Annotated in this window: 12 protein-coding genes and 1 pseudogene; 9 read left to right on the top strand and 4 right to left on the bottom strand. The window is 56.6% G+C overall.

From position 1 onward, the window contains the following. Positions 1 to 346: 346 nt before the first annotated feature. The 3 genes from EKO19_RS40155 to EKO19_RS37885 form a co-directional block, all read right to left on the bottom strand. Complete coding sequence (locus EKO19_RS40155; protein ID WP_407676687.1) at positions 347 to 442, bottom strand: integrase core domain-containing protein; 96 nt, start codon at positions 440 to 442, stop codon at positions 347 to 349. After that, positions 439 to 609 (bottom strand): transposase, encoded by a 171-nt coding sequence (locus EKO19_RS39410; RefSeq protein WP_246039052.1) that lies wholly within the window; start codon positions 607 to 609, stop codon positions 439 to 441. The genes EKO19_RS40155 and EKO19_RS39410 overlap by 4 nt, the downstream gene beginning before the upstream one ends. 239 nt (positions 610 to 848) lie before the next feature. Beyond that, the gene (locus EKO19_RS37885; protein WP_129782645.1) at positions 849 to 2768 is read right to left on the bottom strand and encodes an integrase catalytic domain-containing protein; all 1920 of its coding nucleotides are present in this window, start codon (positions 2766 to 2768) and stop codon (positions 849 to 851) included. A gap of 261 nt (positions 2769 to 3029) precedes the next feature. Here EKO19_RS37885 and EKO19_RS37880 point away from each other — a divergent pair, with 261 nt between their 5' ends. The 7 genes from EKO19_RS37880 to EKO19_RS37850 all read left to right on the top strand — a co-directional run bounded on the left by EKO19_RS37880 (position 3030) and on the right by EKO19_RS37850 (position 15604). Continuing rightward, entirely contained in the window at positions 3030 to 3395 is a 366-nt protein-coding gene (locus EKO19_RS37880) for a hypothetical protein (RefSeq protein ID WP_129782644.1), read from the top strand. Positions 3396 to 4093: 698 nt separating this feature from the next. Further along, complete coding sequence (locus EKO19_RS37875) at positions 4094 to 5245, top strand: nucleotide disphospho-sugar-binding domain-containing protein (protein ID WP_129782643.1); 1152 nt, start codon at positions 4094 to 4096, stop codon at positions 5243 to 5245. Positions 5246 to 6926: 1681 nt separating this feature from the next. Continuing rightward, a complete protein-coding gene (locus EKO19_RS37870) occupies positions 6927 to 9374 on the top strand; it encodes a TonB-dependent receptor (protein WP_175597350.1) in 2448 nt (815 codons plus the stop codon). A gap of 17 nt (positions 9375 to 9391) precedes the next feature. Then, entirely contained in the window at positions 9392 to 10855 is a 1464-nt protein-coding gene (locus EKO19_RS37865; protein ID WP_129782641.1) for an amidohydrolase family protein, read from the top strand. A gap of 196 nt (positions 10856 to 11051) precedes the next feature. Continuing rightward, positions 11052 to 12386: a spinster family MFS transporter gene (locus EKO19_RS37860; RefSeq protein WP_129782640.1), complete on the top strand. Its 1335-nt coding sequence runs from the start codon at positions 11052 to 11054 to the stop codon at positions 12384 to 12386. A 26-nt stretch (positions 12387 to 12412) separates the two neighbouring features. Continuing rightward, positions 12413 to 14404 (top strand): S9 family peptidase, encoded by a 1992-nt coding sequence (locus tag EKO19_RS37855; protein ID WP_129782639.1) that lies wholly within the window; start codon positions 12413 to 12415, stop codon positions 14402 to 14404. Between the two features lie 15 nt (positions 14405 to 14419). After that, entirely contained in the window at positions 14420 to 15604 is a 1185-nt protein-coding gene (locus EKO19_RS37850) for a DmpA family aminopeptidase (RefSeq protein WP_129782638.1), read from the top strand. A 280-nt stretch (positions 15605 to 15884) separates the two neighbouring features. On the opposite strand, the pseudogene EKO19_RS37840 reads toward EKO19_RS37850, so the two are convergent. Further along, positions 15885 to 17118, bottom strand: a pseudogene (locus EKO19_RS37840) (IS3 family transposase). Positions 17119 to 17627: 509 nt separating this feature from the next. Between EKO19_RS37840 and panD the strand changes: the two are divergent. Together panD and EKO19_RS37830 are read left to right on the top strand one after the other, a co-directional pair. Next, positions 17628 to 18005 (top strand): aspartate 1-decarboxylase, encoded by a 378-nt coding sequence (gene panD / locus EKO19_RS37835; RefSeq protein ID WP_129782637.1) that lies wholly within the window; start codon positions 17628 to 17630, stop codon positions 18003 to 18005. A 526-nt stretch (positions 18006 to 18531) separates the two neighbouring features. Beyond that, the gene (locus EKO19_RS37830; RefSeq protein ID WP_175597348.1) at positions 18532 to 25086 is read left to right on the top strand and encodes a non-ribosomal peptide synthetase; all 6555 of its coding nucleotides are present in this window, start codon (positions 18532 to 18534) and stop codon (positions 25084 to 25086) included. Positions 25087 to 25089 lie beyond the last annotated feature (3 nt).

The following is a 25089-nucleotide window of genomic DNA, read 5'->3' as shown; positions in this document are numbered from 1 at the left end:
CAAGGCCCGGAAACTTGCCAGCAAGAAACACGTCGCGTAAGAATCGCCCACTTCTGCTCCGCCAGTGACCTCACAAGGTGATCCCCAACTCGGGAAATCGGGTGGTCCTCAACTGGGAAATCGCGCAGCCGGCGATGAATCAGTTCGCTGTGCTGTACGGAGATCGCTTCGTCAGTCACGCGAGTTAACGCAACCCGCCTCGAACACAGAAAATCTGATACGTCCTCTGCGGCAGCGTTTCACCTTGCCGACGCACAAGGGCTGCGAGCATGCCAGCTGGCATCGCCGCTGCGTTTCGAATCGGGCCCACTGCGCCCATGTAATGACCCGGCGAATCCTGCTCAGGTCATGCCGCTAATTTGAAAGCCTCAGCCGGCGTTCTCATCTCCAGCGACTGATGAGGTCTGCCGTTGTTGTAGAAGCGGATCCAGTCGCCGATCACCCGACTGGCGTGCTGCAAGGTCTCGAAGCGATGGCGGTGCACGCATTGGTCTTGAGCGTGCGGATCACGCGCTCGACCATGCCGTTCTGCTCCGGCGAGTGCGGCGTGATGAACTCCTGTCGGAGCCCATAGTGACTATTCCACGCGATCGTGAACAGGGTTTCCACGGGATGGTGAACACCAAATCCACGGCAACGTGAACACGATTCCACGGCATCGTGAACACTTGGGTGGGGTGCGTGACCCGCGTATTGCGTCACGTAATTTTGTTACCGGATGCCTCACCAATGATGTTACCGGCTTGGCTCGGTCTCGTGGATTTGAACGGCGTTTGCCCACCTGTAAAGCAAAGCCCAGGGTGACACCCGACGTGAGCAGAAGCTGCGTCTACATTGGTCATGATTCATCACACCGCCGCTGCGGAACTCACGTCCTGTGTATGGTCCTGCATCCCGCAGATCAACCGCTGAATCGCTTCTCGACGCCAGATCTGTAGGCGACGCCTCAGCGTGCGCAGATGGCTGCGGTTGTAGAGCCCCGGATAACGCGCTTGGAATTCGACGAGCAGTTCTGCTGCGGTTTGATCTGGATGTTCCTCCATCCACTGAAGCATTTCAGACCAGTGAGCTGTGCAGCTCTGCATAGTACGGCCACGTCCGCGAGGGTTATTGCTGAAGCGGCGATACTTAGGGCGCGGGATCATGACGCCTCGAGCCCGTGCGTCCTGGCGCCACTGTTTCACCAACTTTGCTAGACGATTCACGTGCTTCGGATGAAATCGACCGGGAAACTGGACACACAGCTCGTCGAATAATTGCGCGGAAGTGATATTCGGGAAGCCTTCGAGACGGCGACACACCAGTGGCCAGATCATTGTGAATGCACGGTAGACGGGCTTGCCGGGTTCGGCGTAGATCAACTGAGGTCGTTTAAGAATAGGCTTGGGTGAAATAGCTGGCGGAGTCTGGACGAGCGGCTGTATCACAGTCGCGGCCGCCGCTGCGTTCTTCGGCGTTTGGGCGCCAACGGGTAGCGCCACGGTCTGCAGACTGCGCAGATAGCGCGGTTTGGCTTCTACGGAAAATGTCGGGCGAATCTCGCCAGCGCGCCACGCACTGGAAAGACTCGCAACGAAGCCGGCAAGATCGGGTGGTTCGGGCATTGTGCTGGGAAGGTGGCCTCCATCAGCGAGTGTCACCAGATGCGCTTGGACCGCGCGTATCTCCTCTAGCAGCTTCAACGGATCTAAAGCGCCGGCCACTTCCCGCAGCTTGGCTTTGGCAGTCTCAGAAAGGTTCTCTGCCTGCAGCAGCCGTTCGCAAGGGGTCTGCGGAGGATGGTACCGCTTGGACACCTGAGCGCCCTGGCGATGCTTCTCCGCGAGCTTGAAGGAGGGTTGGAAGAAGTTCACGAACAGACGGGCGGCACCGTACAGTCGAGTGATGACCTGCGCGGCGGCGATCCCCTGGAAGCGACGGTAGCCGAGGAGCTTGCGCACAACAGCGCCATTCTTCTGCTCGATCCAGGCCTGGTCGTTCTTTCTCCAAGGCCGCGAGCGAGTGAGCTCGATCCCCTGGCTGAGGCAGTACTTGATCAGAGACTCGTTCACAAACTCGCTGCCATTATCAACGTCCAGCGCACGAAGTGCGAACAGTAGTGCCTGGCGAATGCAGTCGAGTGTCTCAACAACCAAGCCACTCTCGCGAACCACCAGCGGTGCAGCCTCGGTCCAACCGCTGGCAATGTCAGTCATCACAAGGCTGTTGACGTAACTTCCGCAGTTGGCATCTCCGCAGTGTGCAACGAGGTCCATCTCCATGCTCCCCGGCGGCGGCTCGTTCCAGTCCGCAAACGTTCGTACCGGTACCCGCCGGCGTGCCGCAGGCATCGCACGGCGGGCCTTCTTCAAGCGTGTCGCGCTACGCGGTACTCGCAACAGCCGATCAATGGTCGAGGCGCTCATGGCCAGAATTTTTTGGCGCATCGCCTCGCCTAAATGCAAATGTCCGTTCCGCTCTAAGGCGGGCAACAAGATCGGCAGCAGTGCCCGCAGGCGCTTCCCACACACGCGATCGGATGCCTCCCACAGCACGATCAGCACGGCGCCCGCTGCTTCGTCGTACAGCGATGGTCGGCTGCGGGTCTGTCGCCTCTTCGTGGTGGGCTTAGCGTTGAGTGCCCGAATCGCCGACTTCTCGTGATAGCCGGTCGCAGCAATGAACTCATCGAGGATCTTGCGCTTCTCAGCACCGGATGCCGCGCCATATCGGCGACGAACCACGTGGGTCAGCTCAGCCCGCGCCGTATGTGTCATCGTGGTGCCCATAGCTTGCCTCTGAGTTAGTGGGAGACAAGCATGGTGCCAGTGATGATCACCGGTAACATCTTAGGTGAGGCAACGATCCCTGCTCGGTAACATTACTTATGAGGCAATGCGCGGGGCGTGGAAAGGTGTTCACGATCGTGGAAAAGCGTTCACGATGCGTGGAAAGTCGTCGGCGGCTGGAGATTGATCGAGACGCGAACTGCGTAATCTTGCGGGTTTTGCCCCGCGGAGCCGTAGTCGATGCCGAACGAGAGGATCTCCATGTCGAAGTTGAAGCAGCTGATCGGGCTGCAATCGAGCAATTTGAGCGTGCGGGCGCTGGCGCGTGCCCTGGATCTGTCGATTGGAGCGGTCTCAAAGTACCTGCGAGCGGTGCGCGCGGCCGGAATCAGCCCAGCCGACGCCGAATCTCTGTCGGAGGTCGAGTTAGAGCTGCGCCTCTTCGGGACGACGACGACGGCGACGACCGGCGCGCTAGTGGCGCCGGATTGCGCGTGGATCCACAACGAGCTCAAACGCCACCGGCACGTGACGCTGCAACTGCCGTGGGAAGAGTACGCCGAGCGTTATGGCCAGGCGACGCATCGAGCGCTACAGGCGCTTTTCCCACCGCCGGTAGCCCAATGATACGTTGCACAGAAGCCTCCCGGAGATGTTGAGCAGCGCCTCCATTTCTCCGTCATGTCGGGTGGGAGGCGTCCATACCATCTTCTGTGAATCGACTCTTCTTCATCTTGCTTCTCGATCCGAGGAGCGATCATCTCACAAAGCTGGAACTGTTCCGAAATTCGACTAGCAGGTCAATAGCTCATCAGCTCGCAAGCTTTGGAGGTCTTGTCGATATCCTCGGCCGACTGCGCCGGCTGAGCCGGCGTGCGTCGCCTGAATCGTTAGGTTGATGGCCGGAGGTCTGGGTTCCGGGAAAATTCGTGCCTGTACACAGAAACCGCGGATTAAACACGCTGAGCCGGCAACCGCAAGATGCGGTTGTTTGATCGATTACGTTACTGAATTGTCGTTACGCCGACGAGCAAGGATTGTTGGCTACTTTCTGATTTCGAAACAATTGTTCACGCGATGTAAAGCGGTATCGAGATTCTCAATAACTAAGATGCCAATACGTGACACTTTGTTCATGACGGGTACGCACTGAGTGGATCGCGCCAAATTCCGAGTCTGCACGCATTAGAGTCGATCTTGTCAGGGCAAATGGGCTGGCGTTGTTGACGCTCTCGTCGAGTGATGATGCAGTCCTTGTACTGCCGAAAATGCGATCGGATGGGAAGCCAAGACTGCCGGTCTTTTCCCCCAACGTGGAGTAATAAATGAGTCCTAAGCACATCGCGTTCTTTCCGTTTCCGCATCATCCACACATACTTCCAACGCTTGCCTTTGTCTCGGCACTAGCCAGGCGAGGGTATCGGGTCACTTACGTTGCGCCGGATATATTCGAGGTAAGGGTGAAGGAGGCGGGGGCTCACGCAGTTATAAGCCCACGATTTATCAACATGTCGGGCAACGGCAGGCCAATATGCACTGATCTCTTTGCTCTCACGGATCAAACGATTGATACTGTCGCTGCTTTTTACGAAGGAAATAGACCAGATCTGGTCATCTACGACCGGGCATGCCTAGCGGGACGGCTGCTCGCACGGCGGTGGGGTACACAAGCGGCGACGAGCACATCAGTCCTTGCATTCGAACTGGCAAACCCGGAGGTTCTGGGTGAATCCGCCAGGAAATGGCGCGATGTTCTTATGATGTCTCATAAAGAGAGAGATGTCTTCATGACCCAGCGTGGGATTGAAAACGCTAATACATTTTTTCACAAAGAAGATTTGAACATACATTTATATCCGCGGATATATCAGGTCGCAGGAAGCGTCTTCGATGAGAGGGATTTCTATGCCGGGCGGTGTGCTGCCGAGTTGCCATGTTGGGCAAATTGGCAGCCGAAATGGGAGCGACGGGGGCCAACAGTATTGGTGGCCACGTCGACGGCATATATACCAGGTCCGCAGTACTTCAAGATGTGTATTGAAGCGCTGTCCGAACTTCAGGGTCATGTCATCTTGTCGATCGGAGACCGGATGGACGCCAATGTGCTGGGTGTACTGCCCCCAAACTTCGAGGTCGTTCAGGGTATTCCGCAGGTCAAGGTAATGCCCTACGTCGATTTGTTCATTTGCAAAGCAGGTCCAGCCTCGGCGGCAGAAGCTATGTATCATGGGGTGCCGATGTTAATGATAACGCACGGCGACATCGACCCGGAGTCCTACGCAGAGAATGCAGAACGATTGGGTATGGGACTACATCTTCGAGGAGAAATTAGTGCCGCAAGGCTGCGAACTGCAACCTACCAGATGCTTCAGCAGAAGGAATTCTTCGACAGAATGAAACTGCTGAGTGGCATAACTCGTCGTGAGCCTGGAGGCGAGGAAACTGCTAATCGCATCGAGGAATATCTCAGACGGTAGGCTTGAGAGCGAGTCCATTCGTGCCTTGTCTCAGCAGTCGCCCTGACGACTTGCACTGATTGAGGGGGGCGAGCGCAACGACTTGCGCGGACAGTCCATCATCTCATGGTATGCGAATGAGTTCGGTCCGGTTGAGTGCGAAGACGGTCCTCAGGTTTGTATAGGTCTCGTATTCTCGCAAACTTCCGGGTCTCTGGGCCAATGTCTAGAGTGGCTTGCCAGAGCGGCACGCTATGTCAGGTCCTGGCCGCGACGCCGTTCCTCGGCGAAGGTTATCGCAAGGTTTGGGGGAAGCTGCGCTTTGCTGGCATTCGCACGAGCCCCGGGCGGGTGATGCGTCTGATGCGTGAGCACAACCTGCGAGCGCCGGTAAACTTCGGTGCACTGAAGGGGCCACGCTCTCACGACGGAACGATCATCTCGCCGGCGCCCGATATGCGCTGGGGAACGGATAGTACTTGCTGTCGCACGATCGACGTAATCGAACGACGTTCACGCGGATCGACGTTGCGTAATCGGCGCGGACGCTCCGCCCCGTCAATGATCCGGAGTTCATCGGGGCAATTGAGAGAGCTCGCGACTCAGCGGCCGACCTATCGCTACCGCAGATGGTGGGCATTGCCACGTCGGCTTCGTGCTGCTCGTGGCCAATCCCGAATAGGCGCCAAGCGGGTCTATCGACTCGCGAAGGCGCATCAGCTGCTGCTCTAGCGGCATGCCGGTGAGCCTTCGTGCGGCTTGGCGCACAAGGGTACCGTCGCGGTGGAGCGCGGCGATCAGCGCTATTGCTCAGATGGCTTCGAAATCCGCTGTGACAATGGCGACAGGTTCGTGTCGCCTTCCGTCTGGACTGCTGCGACCGCCAAGCCATTCAATTCGCAACCACTACCGGCGGAATCCGCGGAGAGCTTATCGGCCACGCGATGGTACAGATGCTGTTGGAACGCTTTGGTCTTGCGCCGGAGCAACTGAGTCGCTGAGTGGCCAATCGACAGCGGTTCGGTATATATATGGCTCGTGAAAACTCGGCCATTCCCTGAAGAAAAACGGCTCCATCCCGGGGCGGATACTTCATCGGTCACCTCAAAGCAACGGCAGCCGAATTCTTCCTGAACCTTCGAGCGCGACTATGTGGCCATTCGCGCCGCAACTCTCGCTGAGAGGTCCTGCTGAAAGAGCTGCCCGACCGGGTTCGCCTACTACAATCTCGGCCATTCGAATCGAGCGTTGAAGTATCGTTTGCCGGAATGAGGTCAGACACGACAAATTCAATATACCTGTCCGTCCTGTTCGTAGAGGCAACTCCAGAAGGATCTTCAAGCGTGACTATGTAGACATCCGTGCCGGTACTGGGGCTGAGCTTGTGCCGAAAGCCGCGGAACTGGTTCGCCGACGCCAATTTACTGCACCCGAATTGATGGCGGACGTTAGCTCGCCAAAAGTTCAGAGGTGCGGAACTGAATCACTGTGTCTGTTCGATTCACTGAGCGACGACGGGGAGTGAGCCGGTCTCGCCTGCCTTTGGCACGCCATTTCTTCGTTAGCCGCAACATGTCCGGCTTCAATGATGTCCTCCAGCGTCATTTCAATCATAAGCAAGGGGTCAAGGATAAGACCGGATCGATCTATTCAAGGTGTTTGGTCGATCACGTGCGTCTCGGGTCGCTCTGCGGAGATACAAATGAAAACTATTAATCGTGGTCTAGTACCACTCGCCGTGTGTCTTGCGATTCCGACACTGGGTAAGGCAGCTGACAATACTCGCAATCCGGATGTCGACCATGAACCAGTTGTCGATGAGAACAGTGGACAGGCGGTTGCCAAAACAACGAGCTTCAAGCTGGTGATGCTGAAAGAGGAAGAGAGCGGAAACGTGGTGAGCGGCACTTCCAATGAGAGCGGCGCCACTGATGGTCAGCGCAAACGCAGGAGCATAGAGGAGGTTATTGTAACAGCGACCAAGCGGTCTGAGCTTCTACAGAATGTTCCAATGAGCGTTGCGGTGGTTACAGCCGTTGACATCGAGGAGCGGGGCATCGTCAACGCGGAGGATTACCTGCGGGGAATCCCCGCGGTAAGTCAAACCAACGGTGCTTTTGGGGGGCCTGCAATCATTATCCGGGGAATTGTCGACACTACCTCGTTCCAGAACTATGGATCGGGGCCGACGGTCGCTACGTACTTTGGGGAGACGCCAACCACAAACTCTGGGGGAGTAACGGGTGGTTCAAACGTGGACACGAAGTTGGCAGACATCGAACGGGTCGAGGTATTGCGCGGGCCGCAAGGCACCGCCTTTGGTACTTCTTCGATGGGCGGCGCCATACGGACTATTCCAGTGGCCCCAAGGCTAGATCGAATTGAGGGCAAAGTAGCGGCAGGTTATTCGGTCACTTCAGGGACTGGTGGGGACAACTACGAAATTCAGGCTGTGGGCAATCTTCCCATCATCACGGACAAGCTGGCGATTCGCGCGACCGCGTATCAGTATCAAGACAGCGGCTATTATCGAAATCGCGCAGGTTCTGATGCGGCTTTCCAAGCAGCTGCGGTCATACCTTATGGCGCGCAGGCGTTCGCTCGCGATGAGAAGGAAGTTGGACAGTTCTTTGTTTGGGGTGCGCGCGTGGCGGCGCTGTTCCAAGCCACCGAGAAGCTGCGGTTCACCTTCAGCTACCTCAATCAGGAGACTGAAACGGATGGATTTCCGATAACTTCGAATGGAGTCGCCTTCGATCAGCAGTTGCTGCAGGTCGCACCGGAACACGTTCGCCGTGGGCAGACTGGCGGGTTGGCCGATTCGAACCTCGAAATTGCAAACGCAGTGGTGGAGTATGACCTGGGCTGGGCGGACCTTCTGGGAACCTATTCATACCTTGAGGGGGGAGCGCCAGTGATCGTCCCCGCGACCTACCTGAATCTGCCCTGGCCGGTATCGTTTTCGACAACGAGTCATAACCGCCAGAACGTAGGAGAGATCCGTCTGGCGACGCGACTCGACGGGGCGTGGAACTTCCTCGTCGGGCTCTACGCAGAGGACGTCTATGACGACTATTCATACAACTGGCTATGGCATGGTGATCCAGCAACCAATTTTTTCCCATCGGGAACGCGAGACCTGGGGACGTACTTTGATCAGCGCGATCGGACGCAGACGGCAGTGTTTGGTGAAGCCTCCTGGAAGTTCTCACCCAAATTTACCCTGACGGGGGGCGTGCGTGCCTATGAGTATGAACGCAAGATTCAGAGTGTCTCGACAGGGGATATCCATGGTGGCGGCGCATCGGAAAAGGGGGGCATCGATGCCTCAGGCACGACCTTCCGCGGAAACTTGAGCTACAAACCGAATGAAAGTGCACTGGTATATGCCGGATGGGCCGAGGGGTTTCGTCTCGGTAAGCCTCAACCCGTAGCACCTTCTGCCTTGTGCGACCACGATGGTGACGGAGTTATCGATGGAACCGCCATCACGATCGAATCGTCCAAATTTGTTAACTCAGACAGTCTCGAGAACTACGAGGTGGGTAGCAAGTTTGCGCTCTTGGACCGACGCCTCACGATAGACGCGACTGTCTTTCGGACGGAGTGGTCTGATATCCCGGTCAACTCCAATCCCCGAGCAATCAATCCCTCCGCCTGTAATTGGGGCTTTGACGTAAATGGCGGCACGGCTCTTTCAGAAGGCGTCGAGGTTCAGGCGCAATTTCAATTGACGAATTCATTCCGAGTGGACCTTGGAGGGGCATACATTGACGCACATCTAACCGAGGACGTGCCAGCGCAGGGGCTGTTCTCCGGTGATCCATTGCCAGGGTCACCGAAGGTGAACGGGAGTCTTAGTCTTCAATACGCGCTAGATTTCGCTGGTCACGCCACTTCGCTCCGCGCGGATACCATATATGTCGAGTCCTTTCCGGTCGCTCCAAGACAAGTAGCCGCCGCGGAAGGGCCTGGCGGATATGTGAAGGTTGATCTTGCAGCACGGATGACGTTCGCGAGTTTGACTTTGGACCTCTTCGTTCGAAATTTGACAAACGAGGATGCATTGACTCTTAACGCCGGTGGGATCGGCGGTGGCTACAGACTTCGGCCGCGCACCGTTGGCGTTCGTCTCGGATACGATTTCTAGCGAGGCGGGCTGTGCACTTGTCAACTACACTTGGAAGCGGTTCGTCACTCCTGATTTCCGGTGCAACTATTATTGATGGTGTGGAAGATCGTCCGATTCAAGGCTGCGCAGTCTGGATCGAAGGGAATCGAATTCGGGCAATCGATCGGTACGAGAACTTGAGGATACCCCCGGGAACGCAGACTATCGATGCTCGAGACAAATACCTGATCCCCGGTCTGATGAATGCAAATGTTCATCTATGGCTTGGAATATTTCCTCTCGGTGATCTTCTTCGATATAACGATCGGGCCCAAGACGTTGTCGCCGAGGCGGCGCAAGTTGCACTAAAAAATGGACTCACCACCGTGTTCGACACGATGGGTGCCCGGAAACCGCTCATTGCGGTGCGTGAGCGAATTAACGCGGGCGAGTTAGTAGGTAGCCGCATATTCTGCGCCGGTTGGATTGTCGGGCTTGACGGAATCTTCTCCCTTGACTTCAATCCAAACGCCGCCCCGGTACTCGACAAGACCATAGTCGAATACATCAACGCTCAATGCGCCGAGAATGTGGGGCCCGCGTTATCTTGGATGACACCTGAGCAAGTTGCCAAGGAGATTCGTAGGTATATCGGAAAAGGGGTCGACTTCATAAAGTATGCCGCCAACGAACATCGATGGGGTGACGCAACGACATCACTTGTGTTTTCTCCTCGAGCGCAGGCCGCAATTGTCGAGGAAGCTCATCGCTCGGGAGTCACGGTGCAGGCCCATACGTCCTCCGTAGAGGGATTGAGAGCAGCAGTTGAAGCGGGCTGCGATCTCATTCAACACTGCAATATCACAGGGCCATTCCCCATTCCGGAGGAGACGCTCAAATTGATGGTGGAAAGAAGAACTGGGGCAGTCGTGTTCCCATTCACGCAACAGCGATTCGATTGGATCATGGGAAACTGTGAGATTGATCGTGCGTACTTCTCGACGTCAGACGTGAACTGTCGAAATCTTCTCCGCGCAGGAGCGATGCTGTTGCTCGCCAACGATGGTACGCAGTGGGGGCCAAGTCAGGCAGCTGATCCATTGCTCAGTACATACTGGAGCGCTCCCGGGGATGACAATCTGAACCCGCTCGACCAGGGGCACTTTGTCTGGCTAAAGGCAATGGAGGAAAAAGGAACCCCGGCAATGGAGCTACTGCGCGCCGCGACACGCAACATCGCTGTTGCCTACGGCAAAGAAAAGGATCTGGGAACACTGGAGCCGGGAAAGATCGCTGACATGGTCATTCTAGACCGGAATCCTCTAACGTCGGCTGAAAACTACCGCAGCATCCACATGGTGCTCAAAGATGGTGTGGTCGTCGACCGCAGTTCACTGCCGACGAACCCTGTGTTGACGCGCCCTCTTGACCCACCGACAGAGGAAGTATTGGACTATCGAGCTCACCGTCATATCGGTCGAAGTGGATTTCCAATGTGTCCGATGTGCGTTCCGCGCTGAGCCGATCGATGGTTGAATCATGAGCGGCAGGTGACGTGTCTGCCGATGAGAGACTCTGAATCTTCTACATGAGACTGGCACGCTTACCTGGCACAACCAATGATATCGGGGCGTTTTAGAGATATCCAGTGATCTGTCGCGAGTGAGTATTAGGTATGTTCGATGCCCGCAGGAACGGCAGAGAGTAGTGTTGCGCATGTTTCGATATAAGAACTATCTGCTCTGCGTTCTCGTCCTAATCTTAGCGTGCAACTACTTAGATCGGATTGCATTGGGGCTGCTACTGCAGAACATTAAGAATGATCTGGGGATGAGTGACACGCAGCTTGGTCTTCTGAGCGGGATAGCGTTTGCTTTGTTTTACGCTGTGATGGGCATACCGATCGCGCGATGGGCGGATCGAGGAAACCGGGTAACAATCATTGCAGCGACCACGGCTCTTTGGAGCGTGACGGTGGCGCTATGTGGAACTGCCGGCACCTTCATTCAGCTCATGTGCATTCGCGTGGGTGTGGCAGTGGGAGAGGCGGGGTGCTTTCCTCCTGCGTATTCGTTGATCGCTGATCATTTTTCCCGCGCGGAGCGCCCTCGTGCGGTTGCAATCTACATGCTGGGAATTCCTTTGAGCATGGTGGGGGGGTTCTTCTTTGCGGGATGGATGAACGAGCTGTTCGGGTGGCGGACGACGTTCATGATACTTGGCATGCCTGGGTTGTTCCTCGCCGCGCTCTCGTGGGCAACGTTGCGAGAACCGCGGTGCGGTAGTTCTCCCGCGGCTGATTCATTGCAGTCACAGATGTTCGATACACGGACATCGCCTCAGCATCCCAACGTGCGTGCAGTGTGCATGACCCTTTGGGCGAATCGGACTTTCCGTCACCTGCTGGTGGGTTGGTCCGTCCTCTCTTTCTTTGGGTACGGGATCTGGCAATGGCAACCCGCATTCTTCGTACGTACCTATGGACTGCAGACGGGCGAACTCGGAACTTGGTTCGCCATTATTTGGGGTGGTGGTGGATTGCTGGGGACATTGCTAGGTGGAGAGCTCGCATCTCGCCACGCGCCTCACAATGAGTCATTGCAACTGAAAGCCTTGGCGGTTGTGTACTGTGGTTTCGGCGCTCTATCGACCTGCATGTACCTATCACAAAGCCTCTATCTAGCATTGACGTTGATGGGAATTTCCGCGATTGGTATCACTACCGCCAACGGACCGTTCTTCGCGACCATCCAAACGCTGATTCCAGAACGCATGCGGGCGATGGCGATATCGCTGATATATCTGTTCGCTAATCTAATAGGAATGGGGCTTGGGCCACTAGTAGCAGGGATGCTGAGCGATGCCTTTCAACCGATCGTTGGCGGGGAGTCGTTACGATATGCGCTGCTGGCCTTATCCCCTGGCTACCTGTGGGGCGCTTGGCATTTGTGGAAGGCCAGCGAAACGATCAACGAAGATCTGAATCTTGCGCCGGCTGCCTTCTCGCAGGACGAACCCACGACATTGAAGAAACGTGCACGAACCCATTGAGCGACGGGTGATCAAGGGGAGATACGATGGAAGATGACCCTTCCTATGAGGCCTTGTATCGAGAAGCCGAGCGAATGCACACCGAGATATGGAGGCCGGGAAGCGGGGAGATTTGTGACGTAAGGGAAGTTCAAGTAGTACCGGGCGGGCAAAGTGCTGTTTTTGCAGGCGCCGTGATGGGGACGTTGGAGGGCCTCCCAAGAACTGGAATCTTCCAGATCGATCTGGGCTCGGCGGAGACTCAGCTGTTGAGCCTGGGGCCTCACACAGATCGACTACCGAAATGTTCGCCGGACGGTCAGGTGATCGCTTTCCTGTCGGATCGCAATGGCATTGGAAACTTCCAACTTCATTTCATCAGGCTCGCGAGTCGTACCGTGCTGTCGGCTCCCTCTGTGGATGGTTGGGTCGAGTACTTTCACTGGTCACCCGACGGTCGGCAGATACTACTCGGCGTGGCTGGTCACGGCGCGGATGTTTCCGGCGTGAACGGCGCGGTTACAAGCAAGCGGGATGCCGAATCCTGTCTCTCGTGGATGCCCACCGTTGATGATGGAGTTGGTGACAATCGCTGGCGCAGTACATGGGTTTATGATCTAGACAACGATCGTGTGCGTCGAGTGAGCCCAGTTGGATGCAACACTTGGGAGGCCGTATGGTGTGGGAATCGAACCCTCACAGCTGTTACGTCCTACGGCCCTAGTGAGGGGCTATGGTATAGCGCACGGCTAAGCCTGATCGATGTTCAGAGCGGCGAGGTTAAAACGCTGTACGTCCCCAAGGAGCAACTGGGGTGCCCTGCATGTTCGCCATCAGGAAGATCTGTAGCCGTCGTAGAGGCGATTTGCAGTGACCGAGGTCTGGTCGCCGGAGTGCTGCTACTGATTGATTCTGAGACGGGTGAGTGTCGTTACGTGCCGACGGGCGATGTCGATGTCGCATATCTCGAATGGTGTTCCGAGACGCGCTTGTTACTCGCGGGTCATAGAGGACTGGAAACAGTTGTCGGCCACTTTGATCCCCGAATCGGAGCGTACCGGGATGTGTGGCGCAGCTGCGAAATTTCGACGGGCGGCGTGTATGTCACAGTCGCGAGCACGAATCCTAATGGTGACTGCGTGTTAGTTGGCGAGGGGTTTGCGCGCGCGCCGGAGATTGCACTGATTTGCAATGGCACGTATCGGCGAGTTAAGTCATTCGATAACGGCTATACGAAGGAGGTTAGTACGATCGGATCAATTGAGACCGTGAGCTGGCAATCGACAGAGGGTCTTCAGATTCAAGGTTGGCTATTGACACCGCAAGGAAAGGGGCCGTTTCCGATGGTGATGAATATACATGGCGGACCGGTGTGGCATTGGCGCCAAGCGTGGTTAGGGCGTCGGCTGTGCTGGATTCTGATGTTAATCAACCGCGGCTTTGCGGTCTTTCTTCCGAATCCGCGTGGTAGCTCAGGTCGTGGTCACCGCTTCGCCCGGTATGTGGTTGGCGATATGGGTGGGGCTGATACATGTGACTATATGTCGGGACTGGATCATCTCTGTGCGGCAGGGGTCGCAGATCCCACTCGGTTGGGCGTTACGGGAATCAGCTATGGTGGCTTCATGACTGCTTGGCTGATCACACAAAGGCAGTGCTTTGCCGCGGCAGTAGCCGTGGCGCCCACTACCAATCACGTTACGCAGCGATTGCTCTCGAACATTCCAGAGTTCGTCGACCTGTTCTTAGCCGATTCGTACAACAACCCCGGTGGAAAATACTTCCGCCGCAGCCCAATTATATATGCTAATCGAGTGAAAACGCCCACGCTGAATGTCTGTGGTTTGTTGGATCGGTGTACACCACCCGAGGAGGCTGCGCAGTTCCATAGAGCCCTATTGGAGAACCGCGTCAGATCGGTATTGGTTACCTATCCGGAGGAAGGTCATGGAGTACGAAAGTTTCCAGCCTTGCTGGACTACTCAGCACGAGTCGTCGCTTGGTTTCTAGAGCATATGCCAGCGTTGAATCCCATATGAGAGCAGGTTAAGGCAATGACAGTGATGGCTGCCCCAATGCGCGCTCGCGAGCTAGGCATACCTTTTTCTGGTACACCCGGAACTCTGAACGCAATTACCGACGTTCCTGGTGTTGAGGTTGGATATTCGACGCTGTGGTCGGGGAGTGGAATCCTCAAAGTGGGTGAGGGCCCCGTGCGAACTGGCGTGACTGCGATCCTTCCTCGAGGCCGTCTGGATGCGAGACCTTGCCTAGGTGGGTCCTTTGCTCTGAACGCTGGCGGGGAGTTCACGGGCTTCACCTGGCTAGAAGAGCGCGGCATCTTTGAAGGGCCAGTGTTGATCACTAACACGCATAGCCTTGGGCTCGTGCGTGATGCGGCAATTCAATGGATGCGTGCCAGACGATGGCCCCGATTGATCGAGTACGTGGTCCCGATGGTTGGGGAAACCTTCGACGGATTCTTCAACGATATCGACGGCGGTCACATTGAATCAGCACACGTATTTGAGGCGTTGGACAGCGCCAGGGGCGGTCCGATCGCGGAGGGTAATGTTGGCGGTGGGGCGGGTATGATCAGTTACGCATACAAAGGAGGGACAGGCACGTCGTCACGCCGACTTCCGGAGAAAGAAGGGGGCTATACCGTGGGCGTGCTGGTGCAATCGAACTATGGCGCGCGGAGACACTTGCGCATCGCCGGCATTCGAATCGGGGAAGCTCTGACAGGGGATATGCCTCGCTATCTTGATCCAGGAGTCCTTCCCGATGATCTGAAGCGGAGGTACGCATCCTGGTGTACAAAGGGTGTCGTTGAAGGTTCTATCATTGTCATTGTTGCAACTGACGCACCTTTGCTGCCACATCAGCTCAGACGGCTTGCGAAACGTCCGGCGCTAGGTATGGCTAGAATTGGCGGCATTGGTACCACACTCTCTGGCGACCTGTTTCTTGCGTTCTCGACAGCGAATGCCGATCTGGGTGAGGTTGTTGGCGAGTTTCCGGCCCCCGCGTGCATCGATCCATACAATGTCAGAATGCATCCTAATCTGGCACTGACAGCTCTGTTCGAGGCGGCGATCGACGCGACAGAGGAAGCCATACTCAATGCACTGGTGGCATCAGACGCTGCAGAGGGCGTGAATGGTCTTTACGTTCCGTGTCTCCCGCACTCTCGAGTGCAGGAAACTCTGCGTGCACACAATTTATTGACAATATAGCCTGCCGGGAGGGCTCAATTGGCAATTGCGAGTGCATCGATCCGTTGCCGCTTGTGTGCCTGTCTTTCAGGGCTGCTCCGGATGCAACCCAGCAACTCTGGAGTGCAGCAGCCTGACGAGAGCGAAAACGGCCCACCTATCATGGCCGCTCCACACGCGGCACAAGTCCGTCGCCCAGCGTTCGTTCGGCGCACTTGCTACAGATGGGAGCGCTTGCACTCGTGGCCTGTTAAGCGGTCAAGGATTTCTTGGACACACGGTTGCAGGTAATTCGATTCTCTCAGGCCGCCAATCTGGTATTGGCGCCGTAGTACGCTCGACGCACGTGAGCCGGTGACCGATGCTGATGCCGTTCGATCATCCAGCGCTCATTGTAGAGCTCCGCCCAGTCGATGAGCGCGCGACGCAGTTCCTCGATCGTCGCAAACGATCGGATCCACAGCAGCTGTTCCTTTAGCGTGCGAATGGCGCGCTCGGCGCAGCCGTTGCCTTCGGGCGCGCGCACGAACGAAGGGCTCGACTGGATGCCGAGGAAGGCGATCTCCTGCTGGAACGCGTCGCTCATGTACTGGCTGCCATGGTCGTGCCGCAACTCCAGGCCGGTGGCGACGTTGCGTGCGATCGCCCCGAAGTGTTTGCGTACGCCCTGGCGGATCGGTTCCAGCGCCTCCCAACGCGTCGCACGCTTGACAGCGTGGATACCCACGATTTCCGCGGTTAGTGATCCACGGCGAGCAACACCGAGGCCTGACCTTCCTCGAGCGTGAAGGTCGTCGTCAGATCGGTGCCTCAGCGCAGATCCGGCGCGTCCGGAATGATCGTACCCTCATGGCTCTGCGGTCCGCGCGGCCCGCCGCATCGTGTCGGCGCCTGCAGGCTGTGCTCACGCATCAACCGCAGCACGCGCGGCTTGCTGGTGCGAATGCCGGCGAAGCGCAGCTTCGCCCACACCTTGCGATAGCCCTCGCCCAGGAAGGGCGAACTGCTCAACTGCGTGCGAATCCGTTCCACCAGCTCCTCATCGCTCCAGGGTGTTCTTGGTCCGCGACGCACGCTCGACACCGTCGCCTTGGCTCGACGCTGCGCGTACACGCTGGAACGCGCCACGCCGGCCACCTCACACACCACACCCAAACCGCAGCGTTCATTGCGGGAAATCGAAATCGCGGCTCTCACAGCTTCGACTTCCCAGGCGCTAAAGGGCCCGCTTTCCTCTCATACACGTCGATCACTTCACGAGCGACCTCAAGTCGTAACGTCGTCGCGCCAAGCGCCTTCTGCAACTGCGCGATCTTCTCGTCGCGCGAATCCACCTCGCGGCTCTTCAATCCCGCCAGGCCATTCTCCAGAAAGACATCGCGCCAGCCGGACAACGTCGCCGCATTCACCTTCAGCTCCCGCGACAACGTATCCAGATCCTCGCCCTTCAGAAGTCGCAGCACCGCCTCCGACTTCTTCCTGGCCGACCAGCGGCCACGCTCTACCTCATTCACACCGGAATTCTTCTTTGCCATCGGACACTCCTCCAGCCACTACTTTGGCCCAAAATGGTGTCCAAGGAAATTCTAGGCCGGCCCAGCGTTTATCCACAGCCTCCAGCCGGCCCTTGGGAGGGGGCCGGCATGCCGCGGAATCGGGAGCCGGCATGCAGCGGAATCAGGGGCCGACATCAGGCGGAATACACACGCGCCATCGCCAAAAACAGGCGGTTCCTGACAGCCATCAACAAGCCGAGCATGTCAGAAGAAGGGCCAATGTTCAGCGGACAAGAGAACAAGTGAATAAGCGATGCTCGGAAACCTCTGTGATAGATACAAAAGTCAACAAGTTAGGACGATATCGTCTGCCGACATATCCAGAATCACGCACTCAAGTACGCTTATCGGGTTGGTCATGTCATGTGTCTCATAGCCTTAGCTCGCGGTGTCGTCAGTTGAGACGGAATTCCAGGGTGAGAGTCACAGATGCCCGTTACCGAGCGACTAGCCTGGCCGACGCTGCCTACTTCTCTTGAGGTATACCTATGCGGATAACCCTGCTGCAAGCAAAACTACATCGCGTGCGCGTCACACGAGCGGATCTACATTACGAAGGCTCATGCGGTATCGACGATGACCTGCTAGAGCGATCTGGAATACGCGAGTTCCAGCACTTAGAGATTTATAACGTAGAGAATGGGGAGCGATTCACGACTTATGCAATAAAGTCGCGTCGAGGAAGCGGTGAGATTTGTCTCAATGGTGCCGCAGCCCGCAAAGCTGCAATCGGAGATCATCTGATCATCTGCGCGTACTCAAGCTATGAATCAGAAGAGATGAAGGCATATCAACCGATTGTCGTTTTGGTTGACGACGATAACAGGGCCGAACATAAGATCGTTCGGGCGGCGAAAGCCGAGTAACTCCTCCTCTATCGGAACGCGTCGCCCTGCTTGTTGGAGCACAATGGTGAGCACACAAATTTCCCCCGAGTTCTCGGGTCGAGATGCATTGGTGCGGGAATCGTATCAGGTGAGGCTTCGGCTTTCGGAAGGGCGGTCGGAGTTTACGGTCTCCTCGCAAGTTACGCAGCGAATGCGAGAGTTGGCGGGAGCGCATGGCGTACCCTCGGTAATGGTAGTGCATAGCCTGTTGATAGGCCTTCTGAGCACATGGGGAGAGAACATAGAGCAAGCATCGGCTGCTGGCATTGGAAATGAAAGTAGGAGAGATGAACAACAACTCTCTGCGCTAGCCAGCATCAATGCGCTTGAGAGTGTGGATGAGCTAACCGTATCGGACCTGATCGATCGAATGAGAGTGAGCGTGTCAGAAGGAAGTGGTCACGAGCGCGGAGATGGAGAGAATATATTGTGGATGTCATTGGAGGGGGAGGCGGAAAGAGCGAAGATATCACTAGGGAACTTGAACGGGCGCGCTGGAAAGGAAATGGTCGATCGAATTGCCGAATCGTTGGGCGTAATGCTGGAGGAGCTTGCTCAGTATCCGGAAAAGAGGATCTGCGATCTGGCAACTTTAGCTGAGGCCGAGAGGGATAAAGTAACATCGGAGTTCAACAATACTGAAATGAGCTATCGGCAGCAATCGCTAGTACACGAGCTCTTCGAGGAGCAAGTGGATCGTGTGCCGAATGCGATTGCACTGAAGTTTGAAGGGGAGGAGATCACGTACACAAGACTCAACAGATTAGCAAATCATTTTGCATTGCAGCTGAGGGCGCGGGGGGTAGGCCCAGATAGAATTGTCGGTGTATGTATCGAGCCGGGTGCGGCGTTGGTAGTCGCATTGCTCGCAGTTTTGAAGGCGGGAGGAGCCTATCTGCCTCTAGATCCGGGCTACCCAAACGCGCGCCTTCGATCAATGATTGAAGATGCGGATCCTTGCGTGCTGCTGACGCAGGAGCGACTGTTGAGCACGCTGGCAGACGTGGCGCGCGATGTTGTGTTGTTACAGAGTGGATCGTCGGCGCTGATAGACGGCGAGCACGAGAACCTCGGCCGAGGCCTGGTGCAGGTGACCCCGAGGAATCTTGCATATGTAATCTATACCTCTGGGTCGTCTGGAAAGCCGAAAGGGGTGCTAGGGGAGCACCGTGGCATGGTCAATCGAATCTCGGCACAAGAGGCGATCGGCGCCTTCCGGGACGATGACATTTGTATCCACAAGACCTCGATCGGCTTTGTGGATGCCATCTTCGAAATCTTCGGACCACTATCGCACGGCCGCCCGCTGGTGATAGCTCCGGCGGGCGCAGCTCGCGATATTCCGTCAGTGGCACGATTGATCGAGCGCGAGCGCGTCACGCGCCTCATAACTGTGCCTTCTCTAGCGAGGTCTCTGGTCGATTGTGCTCAGTCTGAAGTTTTCCTCCGTGGTGTGCGGAGCTGGACTTTCAGCGGGGAGGAACTGCCCGAACAGTTGCTCAGCGAGATGGAGGCGCGATTCCCATCGTGCAGCTTTGTAAATATATATGGGTCATCGGAGGTGGCGGCGGATGCCACCTATTACCTGGTCAAAAATTCAGAAGGATCGCGTCCATCGATTGGTAGGCCGATAGCAAACTCGAAGGTTTACATCCTTGATCGCCTACTCCGGCCGTCGCCGGTGGGGGTCGTTGGAGAGTTATACATTGGAGGTGTGGGCGTCGCGCGTGGATACCTGAATCGGGGGGGGGCAACTGCGGAATGCTTCATAGCCGATCCATTCTGCACAGAAGGCGGAGGTCGCATTTATAGGAGCGGAGATCGGGGGCGATGGCGCAAGGATGGAACTATCGAGTATTTGGGGCGCAAAGACCGTCAAGTCAAGGTCCGTGGGGCTCGAATCGAATTGGGTGAGATCGAAGCACAGATACTGAGAAATATGAAAGTTCGTGAAGCGGCGGTAGTTATGCACGACGGTGGGACACCGATTGGAGCGCAGCTGATGGCGTACGTGACTCTGCGCGATGATAACGACAAAGCCGTCGAGGAATTGCGCTTGAACTTGCGGACTGCGTTGCCGGAGCACATGGTTCCAAGTTCAATTACTGTTCTGAAGAGCTTTCCGCGCACGCCGAGCGGAAAATTGGATCGATACCGTCTTCCGAAGCCGGAGCGAGAGGCATATGTAAGCAGTGCGTTTGAAGAGCCGCAAGGGGAGGCGGAGCGGGTCATCGCAAGGGTTTGGCGTGAGTTGTTGGGCATTGCGAAGATATCCCGCCACGACAATTTCTTTGAACTGGGCGGTCACTCGCTGATGATTGCAGAGATGATGGAGCGCCTGCGCGAAGAGAATCGGGTCATCCCAGTTTCCCGTGTCTACGCGCATCCAGTTCTATCCGATCTCGCGTCAGTTATAAGCGAGGAGCCGGTGATACCCGTTGAGGTGCCGCCAAACAGAATTCCGGAAGAGTGTGGCTTCATTACGCCCGAGATGCTGCCGATGATTGCATTGACGGCGGCGCACGTAGAGGCGATCGTGAGAATCGTGCCGGGCGGTGCGGCAAATATCAAGGATATCTACCCGTTGCTCCCGCTGCAGGAGGGAATGCTGTTCCATCATCTGCTCGACGAACAAGCGGGCGATGCATACGTGCAGCTTACATTGCTGTCGCTGCGGTCTAGCGAGCAGGTGTACCGATTGGTCTCAGCACTGCAGCGAGTGATCGATCGGCACGACATTCTACGAACTTCGATTCTGTGGGAGCAGTTGGAGCAACCAGTACAGGTCGTCCTCCGACGAGCTGCGCTGAACGTGGAGGAGGTCGCGATTGGTTCAGATCGGCCGGTGGCTGACTTCATAGACGAATGGATGAGTGTCAGCGGTCGTCGAATGGATCTGCGGAAACCACCTCTCCTGAGTTTGCAGTTCGCTCAAGACCCGCGTGGCGGCGGGTGCCTTGTGCTGCTCCAGATGCATCACATGATCGACGATGAAGCATCTCTAAAAATTCTGATTTCTGAGGCTGTGAGCTGCTTTGCAGGCCCAGCAATGGAACTGCCGAGCCCGAGTGCATATCGCGAGCACGTCTGGAGAGTGTTGTCGCGTTCGGATGGTCGCGCGGCTGAGGCGTTCTTCTCGAGAAAGCTGGGGGATATCTCGGAGACGACCGCGCCTTTTGGGTTGCTCGATGTTCACGGAGATGGTAGCGGCATTGAAGAGGCGCGCAGCCACTTGGAATCCTCTTTAGCCCAGCGTGTGCGAGTTCAGGCGAAGCACTTCGGTGTAGGGGCCGCGGTTCTCTTTCATGCGGCCTGGGCAATGGTGGTCGCCCACAGCTCCAGCCGAGATGATGTCGTGTTCGGAACGGTGCTGTTGGGGAGGTTCCAGGGAGGTGTAGGAGCGCGCCCGATGATTGGAATGTTCATCAACACGCTTCCTTTGCGAGTGAAACTTCGCGATGTCGCAGCGCAGGCGCTGCTGCGGCAAGTACACCAGGAACTTGGAGAGCTGTTGAGCCACGAGCAGTCGTCGTTGGCGGTGGCGCAGCGTTGTAGCGGTATTGTGGGATCGCCTCCGCTCTTCAGCGCAGTGTTGAACTATCGGCACAATGAAGTAGACCCTGGCACGGAGTGGGCGCGAGCTCCGGGAGTTGAGCTGCTGGCCAGTCAATATCGTACGAGCTACCCGATTACTATGACTGTGGACGACTTAGGTTTGGGTTTCGGATTGACGGCGCAAACGGCTTTGCGCATCGATCCGAGGAGGGTCATTTCCTATCTCGCTACAGCGGTGCAGTCGCTCGTTGGCGCACTGGAGTCCGAATTGCAGGCGCCCTCTCTAGGTCTATCGATTCTGCCCGACGCCGAGCGTCAGCAGATCATTGGGTCGTTCAGCCGGTCAGGTGACCCCTCTTCGAAGGGAGCATTGCTTCACGAGCTTTTCGAGGCACAGGTGGAGCGTGCGCCAGACTCTATTGCGGTCACCTTTGAAGACAATAGATTGACATATGCTGAACTGAATCGGAAAGCAAACCAACTTGCGCGGTTTCTGAAGGGTAAAGGGGTAGGGCCGGATCAGCTAGTAGGCCTTTGTATGGACCGCGGATTGAATATGGTTGTGGCGATTCTTGCCATTCTAAAGGCCGGCGGGGCGTACGTGCCAATGGATCCCGCCTATCCTCCGGAAAGGCTGGCGTACATGCTGAGGGATGCGGTGCCCGCGTTGGTGCTGACCGAAGAAGGTGTTCGGGGAAGGTTGCCGAGTGAGTTGGTCGAAGTGGTTGCGATGGATGCGGAGTGGGAGGCGATTGCAGCCAGAGAGACTAGCGACTTGGTTTCGACGCGTAATGAACTTTCGGCCGGGCGCTTGGCGTACGTCATCTATACCTCCGGATCTACGGGGGACCCAAAGGGTGTCGCAGTTGAGCATCGGAATGTCGCCAGACTGTTCATCGCGACCCATGCGTGGTTTGGCTTCGACCAACGTGATGTATGGACGCTGTTTCACTCTGTGGCTTTTGATTTCTCTGTTTGGGAACTCTGGGGGGCTCTTCTGTATGGCGGGCGCGTTGTCGTGGTTCCATACCTCACGGCACGTTCCTCGGATGAGTTCTATCGCCTGCTGTGTGAAGAGTGCGTAACCGTGCTGAATCAGACGCCAAGCGCATTCGCTCAGCTGATCGACTCGCAAGTCCGGAGCACATCAAAGAGCTCATTGCGTCTGGTCATCTTTGGTGGTGAGCGGCTCGATTTACGTATGTTGCGGCCTTGGGTGGCCCGGAACGGAGCAGAAAGGCCTCAGCTGGTGAACATGTATGGGATTACGGAGACGACGGTTCATGTCACTTACCGTCCGTTGACGAGGGCCGAAATCGAGCTGGATCGAGCCAGCGTAATTGGAAGGCCCATCCCCGATCTTCAAATCTACATACTCGATCAACGCAGGCAACCTGTGCCGATTGGAGCCGCAGGGGAGATTTACGTGGGAGGGGCCGGAGTTGCTCGCGGATACCTTGCGAGACCGGGATTGACCGCGCAGCGGTTTACGCCGGATTCGTTCTCTGCTGATTCGGGCGGGCGCCTATACAGAACCGGAGATCTTGGTCGTTGGTGCGCCGATGGTGACATTGAGTATCTGGGACGTAATGACTCTCAAGTCAAGATTCGAGGTTATCGCATCGAGCTGGGAGAGATTGAGCGGCAGCTCGCGCGTCATCCTCAGGTCCACGAAGCGGCGGTCATTGTGCGCGAGGATGATCCCGGGGAGAGGCGATTGGTGGCGTACATCGTGCCGGATCGCGAGCGAGTGCACGATCAACAAGTGGTCGCCAGTGAAGAGGGTGTGGATGACGAAATTGTGGCGCAGTGGGAGGCACTTTACGACGAAACGTATGGAGCGCAGGCGTCGGGTCCGAGCTTCGTCGGATGGAATAGCAGCTACACGGGTCAGCCGATTCCCGAGTATGAAATGCAGGAATGGCTGGAATACACGATCGATCGCATCAAGTCTCTCCATCCAAGGAGAGTCCTCGAGGTGGGATGCGGCGTGGGGTTGGTGCTGCAACGCTTAGCGCCGCATTGTGAGAGGTATACGGCAACCGATCTCTCACGTGCTGCCCTGTCGAGCCTGCGCCTGTGGATAGACCGCCGCGCAGACCTACAACAGGTCGAGCTATTGCATCGATCGGCGATGGAACTCTCCGATCTCAAAGCGGGCTCCTACGATACGGTGGTGTTGAACTCAGTGGTGCAGTATTTCCCCACCATTGATTACTTGGTGGCGGTGATAGGCGAGTGCGTCCGCCTGCTGAGCCCAGGTGGAAAGATCTTTATAGGAGACGTGCGCCATCTGCCATTGCTAGGCGTGTTTCATGCGGCGGTTCAACTGAACAAGGCAAATGCCACAGTCAGGGCAAATCAGCTGAGGAAGCGAGTGGTTCGGGCGGTAGAGCAGGAGAAGGAACTGGTGATTGATCCGCTCCTCTTCTACGTTTTACCGCACCGCTTGGCAGGCATCAGCGCCGCGGAGGTGCTGCTGAAGCGCGGTAAAGGAGCGAACGAACTGACGCGTTATCGTTATGACGTGGTCTTATACACAGAGGAGATTGCCGACGCCAAACCGGATTGCGATGTCTTCGAATGGGGTGCCGACATCGACTCTGTGGAAGAACTGCAGGCATTGCTGCGAGGCAGAGCGGGCGGAAGTTGGTGTGTGAGGTCGATCCCGAACGCCAGGCTCGCTCGAGAGTTGCTGGCTCAGCGATTGATCGAGGGCGGTGAGGGCGAGCAAGAGGCGAGCGCGCTGCGGCGGCAATTGACTACCAACTCCCTCGATGGAGTTGATCCGGAGGACCTCTGGCAACTAGGGCACGCCTATCACTACAAGGTCGCGATCCGTTGGAGTTCGCCGGAATGTCTCGGGAGCTTTGAGGTGCTGTTCTTGGATCGCTCCCAGGGCGCGTCATTCGAAGTGCCCGCACATGTTGCGTCAAAGCCGTTGAGCGCATTTGCTAATGACCCGCTGGGAAACGGCTATCGAATGCAACTTATCCCTCAGCTGCGAGAGTATCTCAGGGAGCGGGTGCCAAACTACATGGTCCCTGCAGCTTGGGTGACTCTGAAACAGTTTCCGCTCACGGTGAATGGGAAGCTGGACCGAGGAGCGTTCCCTGCACCTCAGCGTCGCGGCGAGGAGCTGGGTGAGTATGTTGCGCCTCGTACGGAATTGGAACGTGCGCTTGTGGAGATCTGGGCACAGCTGCTGCGAATCGATCAGGTCGGAATACAAGACAACTTCTTTGAGCTCGGGGGGCATTCGCTGTTGGCCACTCAGCTGGCGGTGAGAATTCAGTCTTCGTTCGCAATAGAGATTCCAATGAGACTGCTGTTTGAGTTCCCGACTGTGCAGCAGCTGGCAACGAAAGTGGATGAACTGCGGAGAGCGAGCTTGCTGAAAGCGATCGAAGCGGGAGGGGAAGAGATGGAGAAAATTTTGGAACGGGTATCGACCATGCCGGACAACGAAGTGCAGGAGCTGATGCGCAGTTTGCGCGATAGGTGAGGT

This window comes from Peristeroidobacter soli, assembly GCF_004138485.1.
Classification (GTDB): Bacteria; Pseudomonadota; Gammaproteobacteria; order Steroidobacterales; family Steroidobacteraceae; genus Steroidobacter; species Steroidobacter soli.
This window is presented reverse-complemented; position numbering and strand designations above follow the sequence as displayed.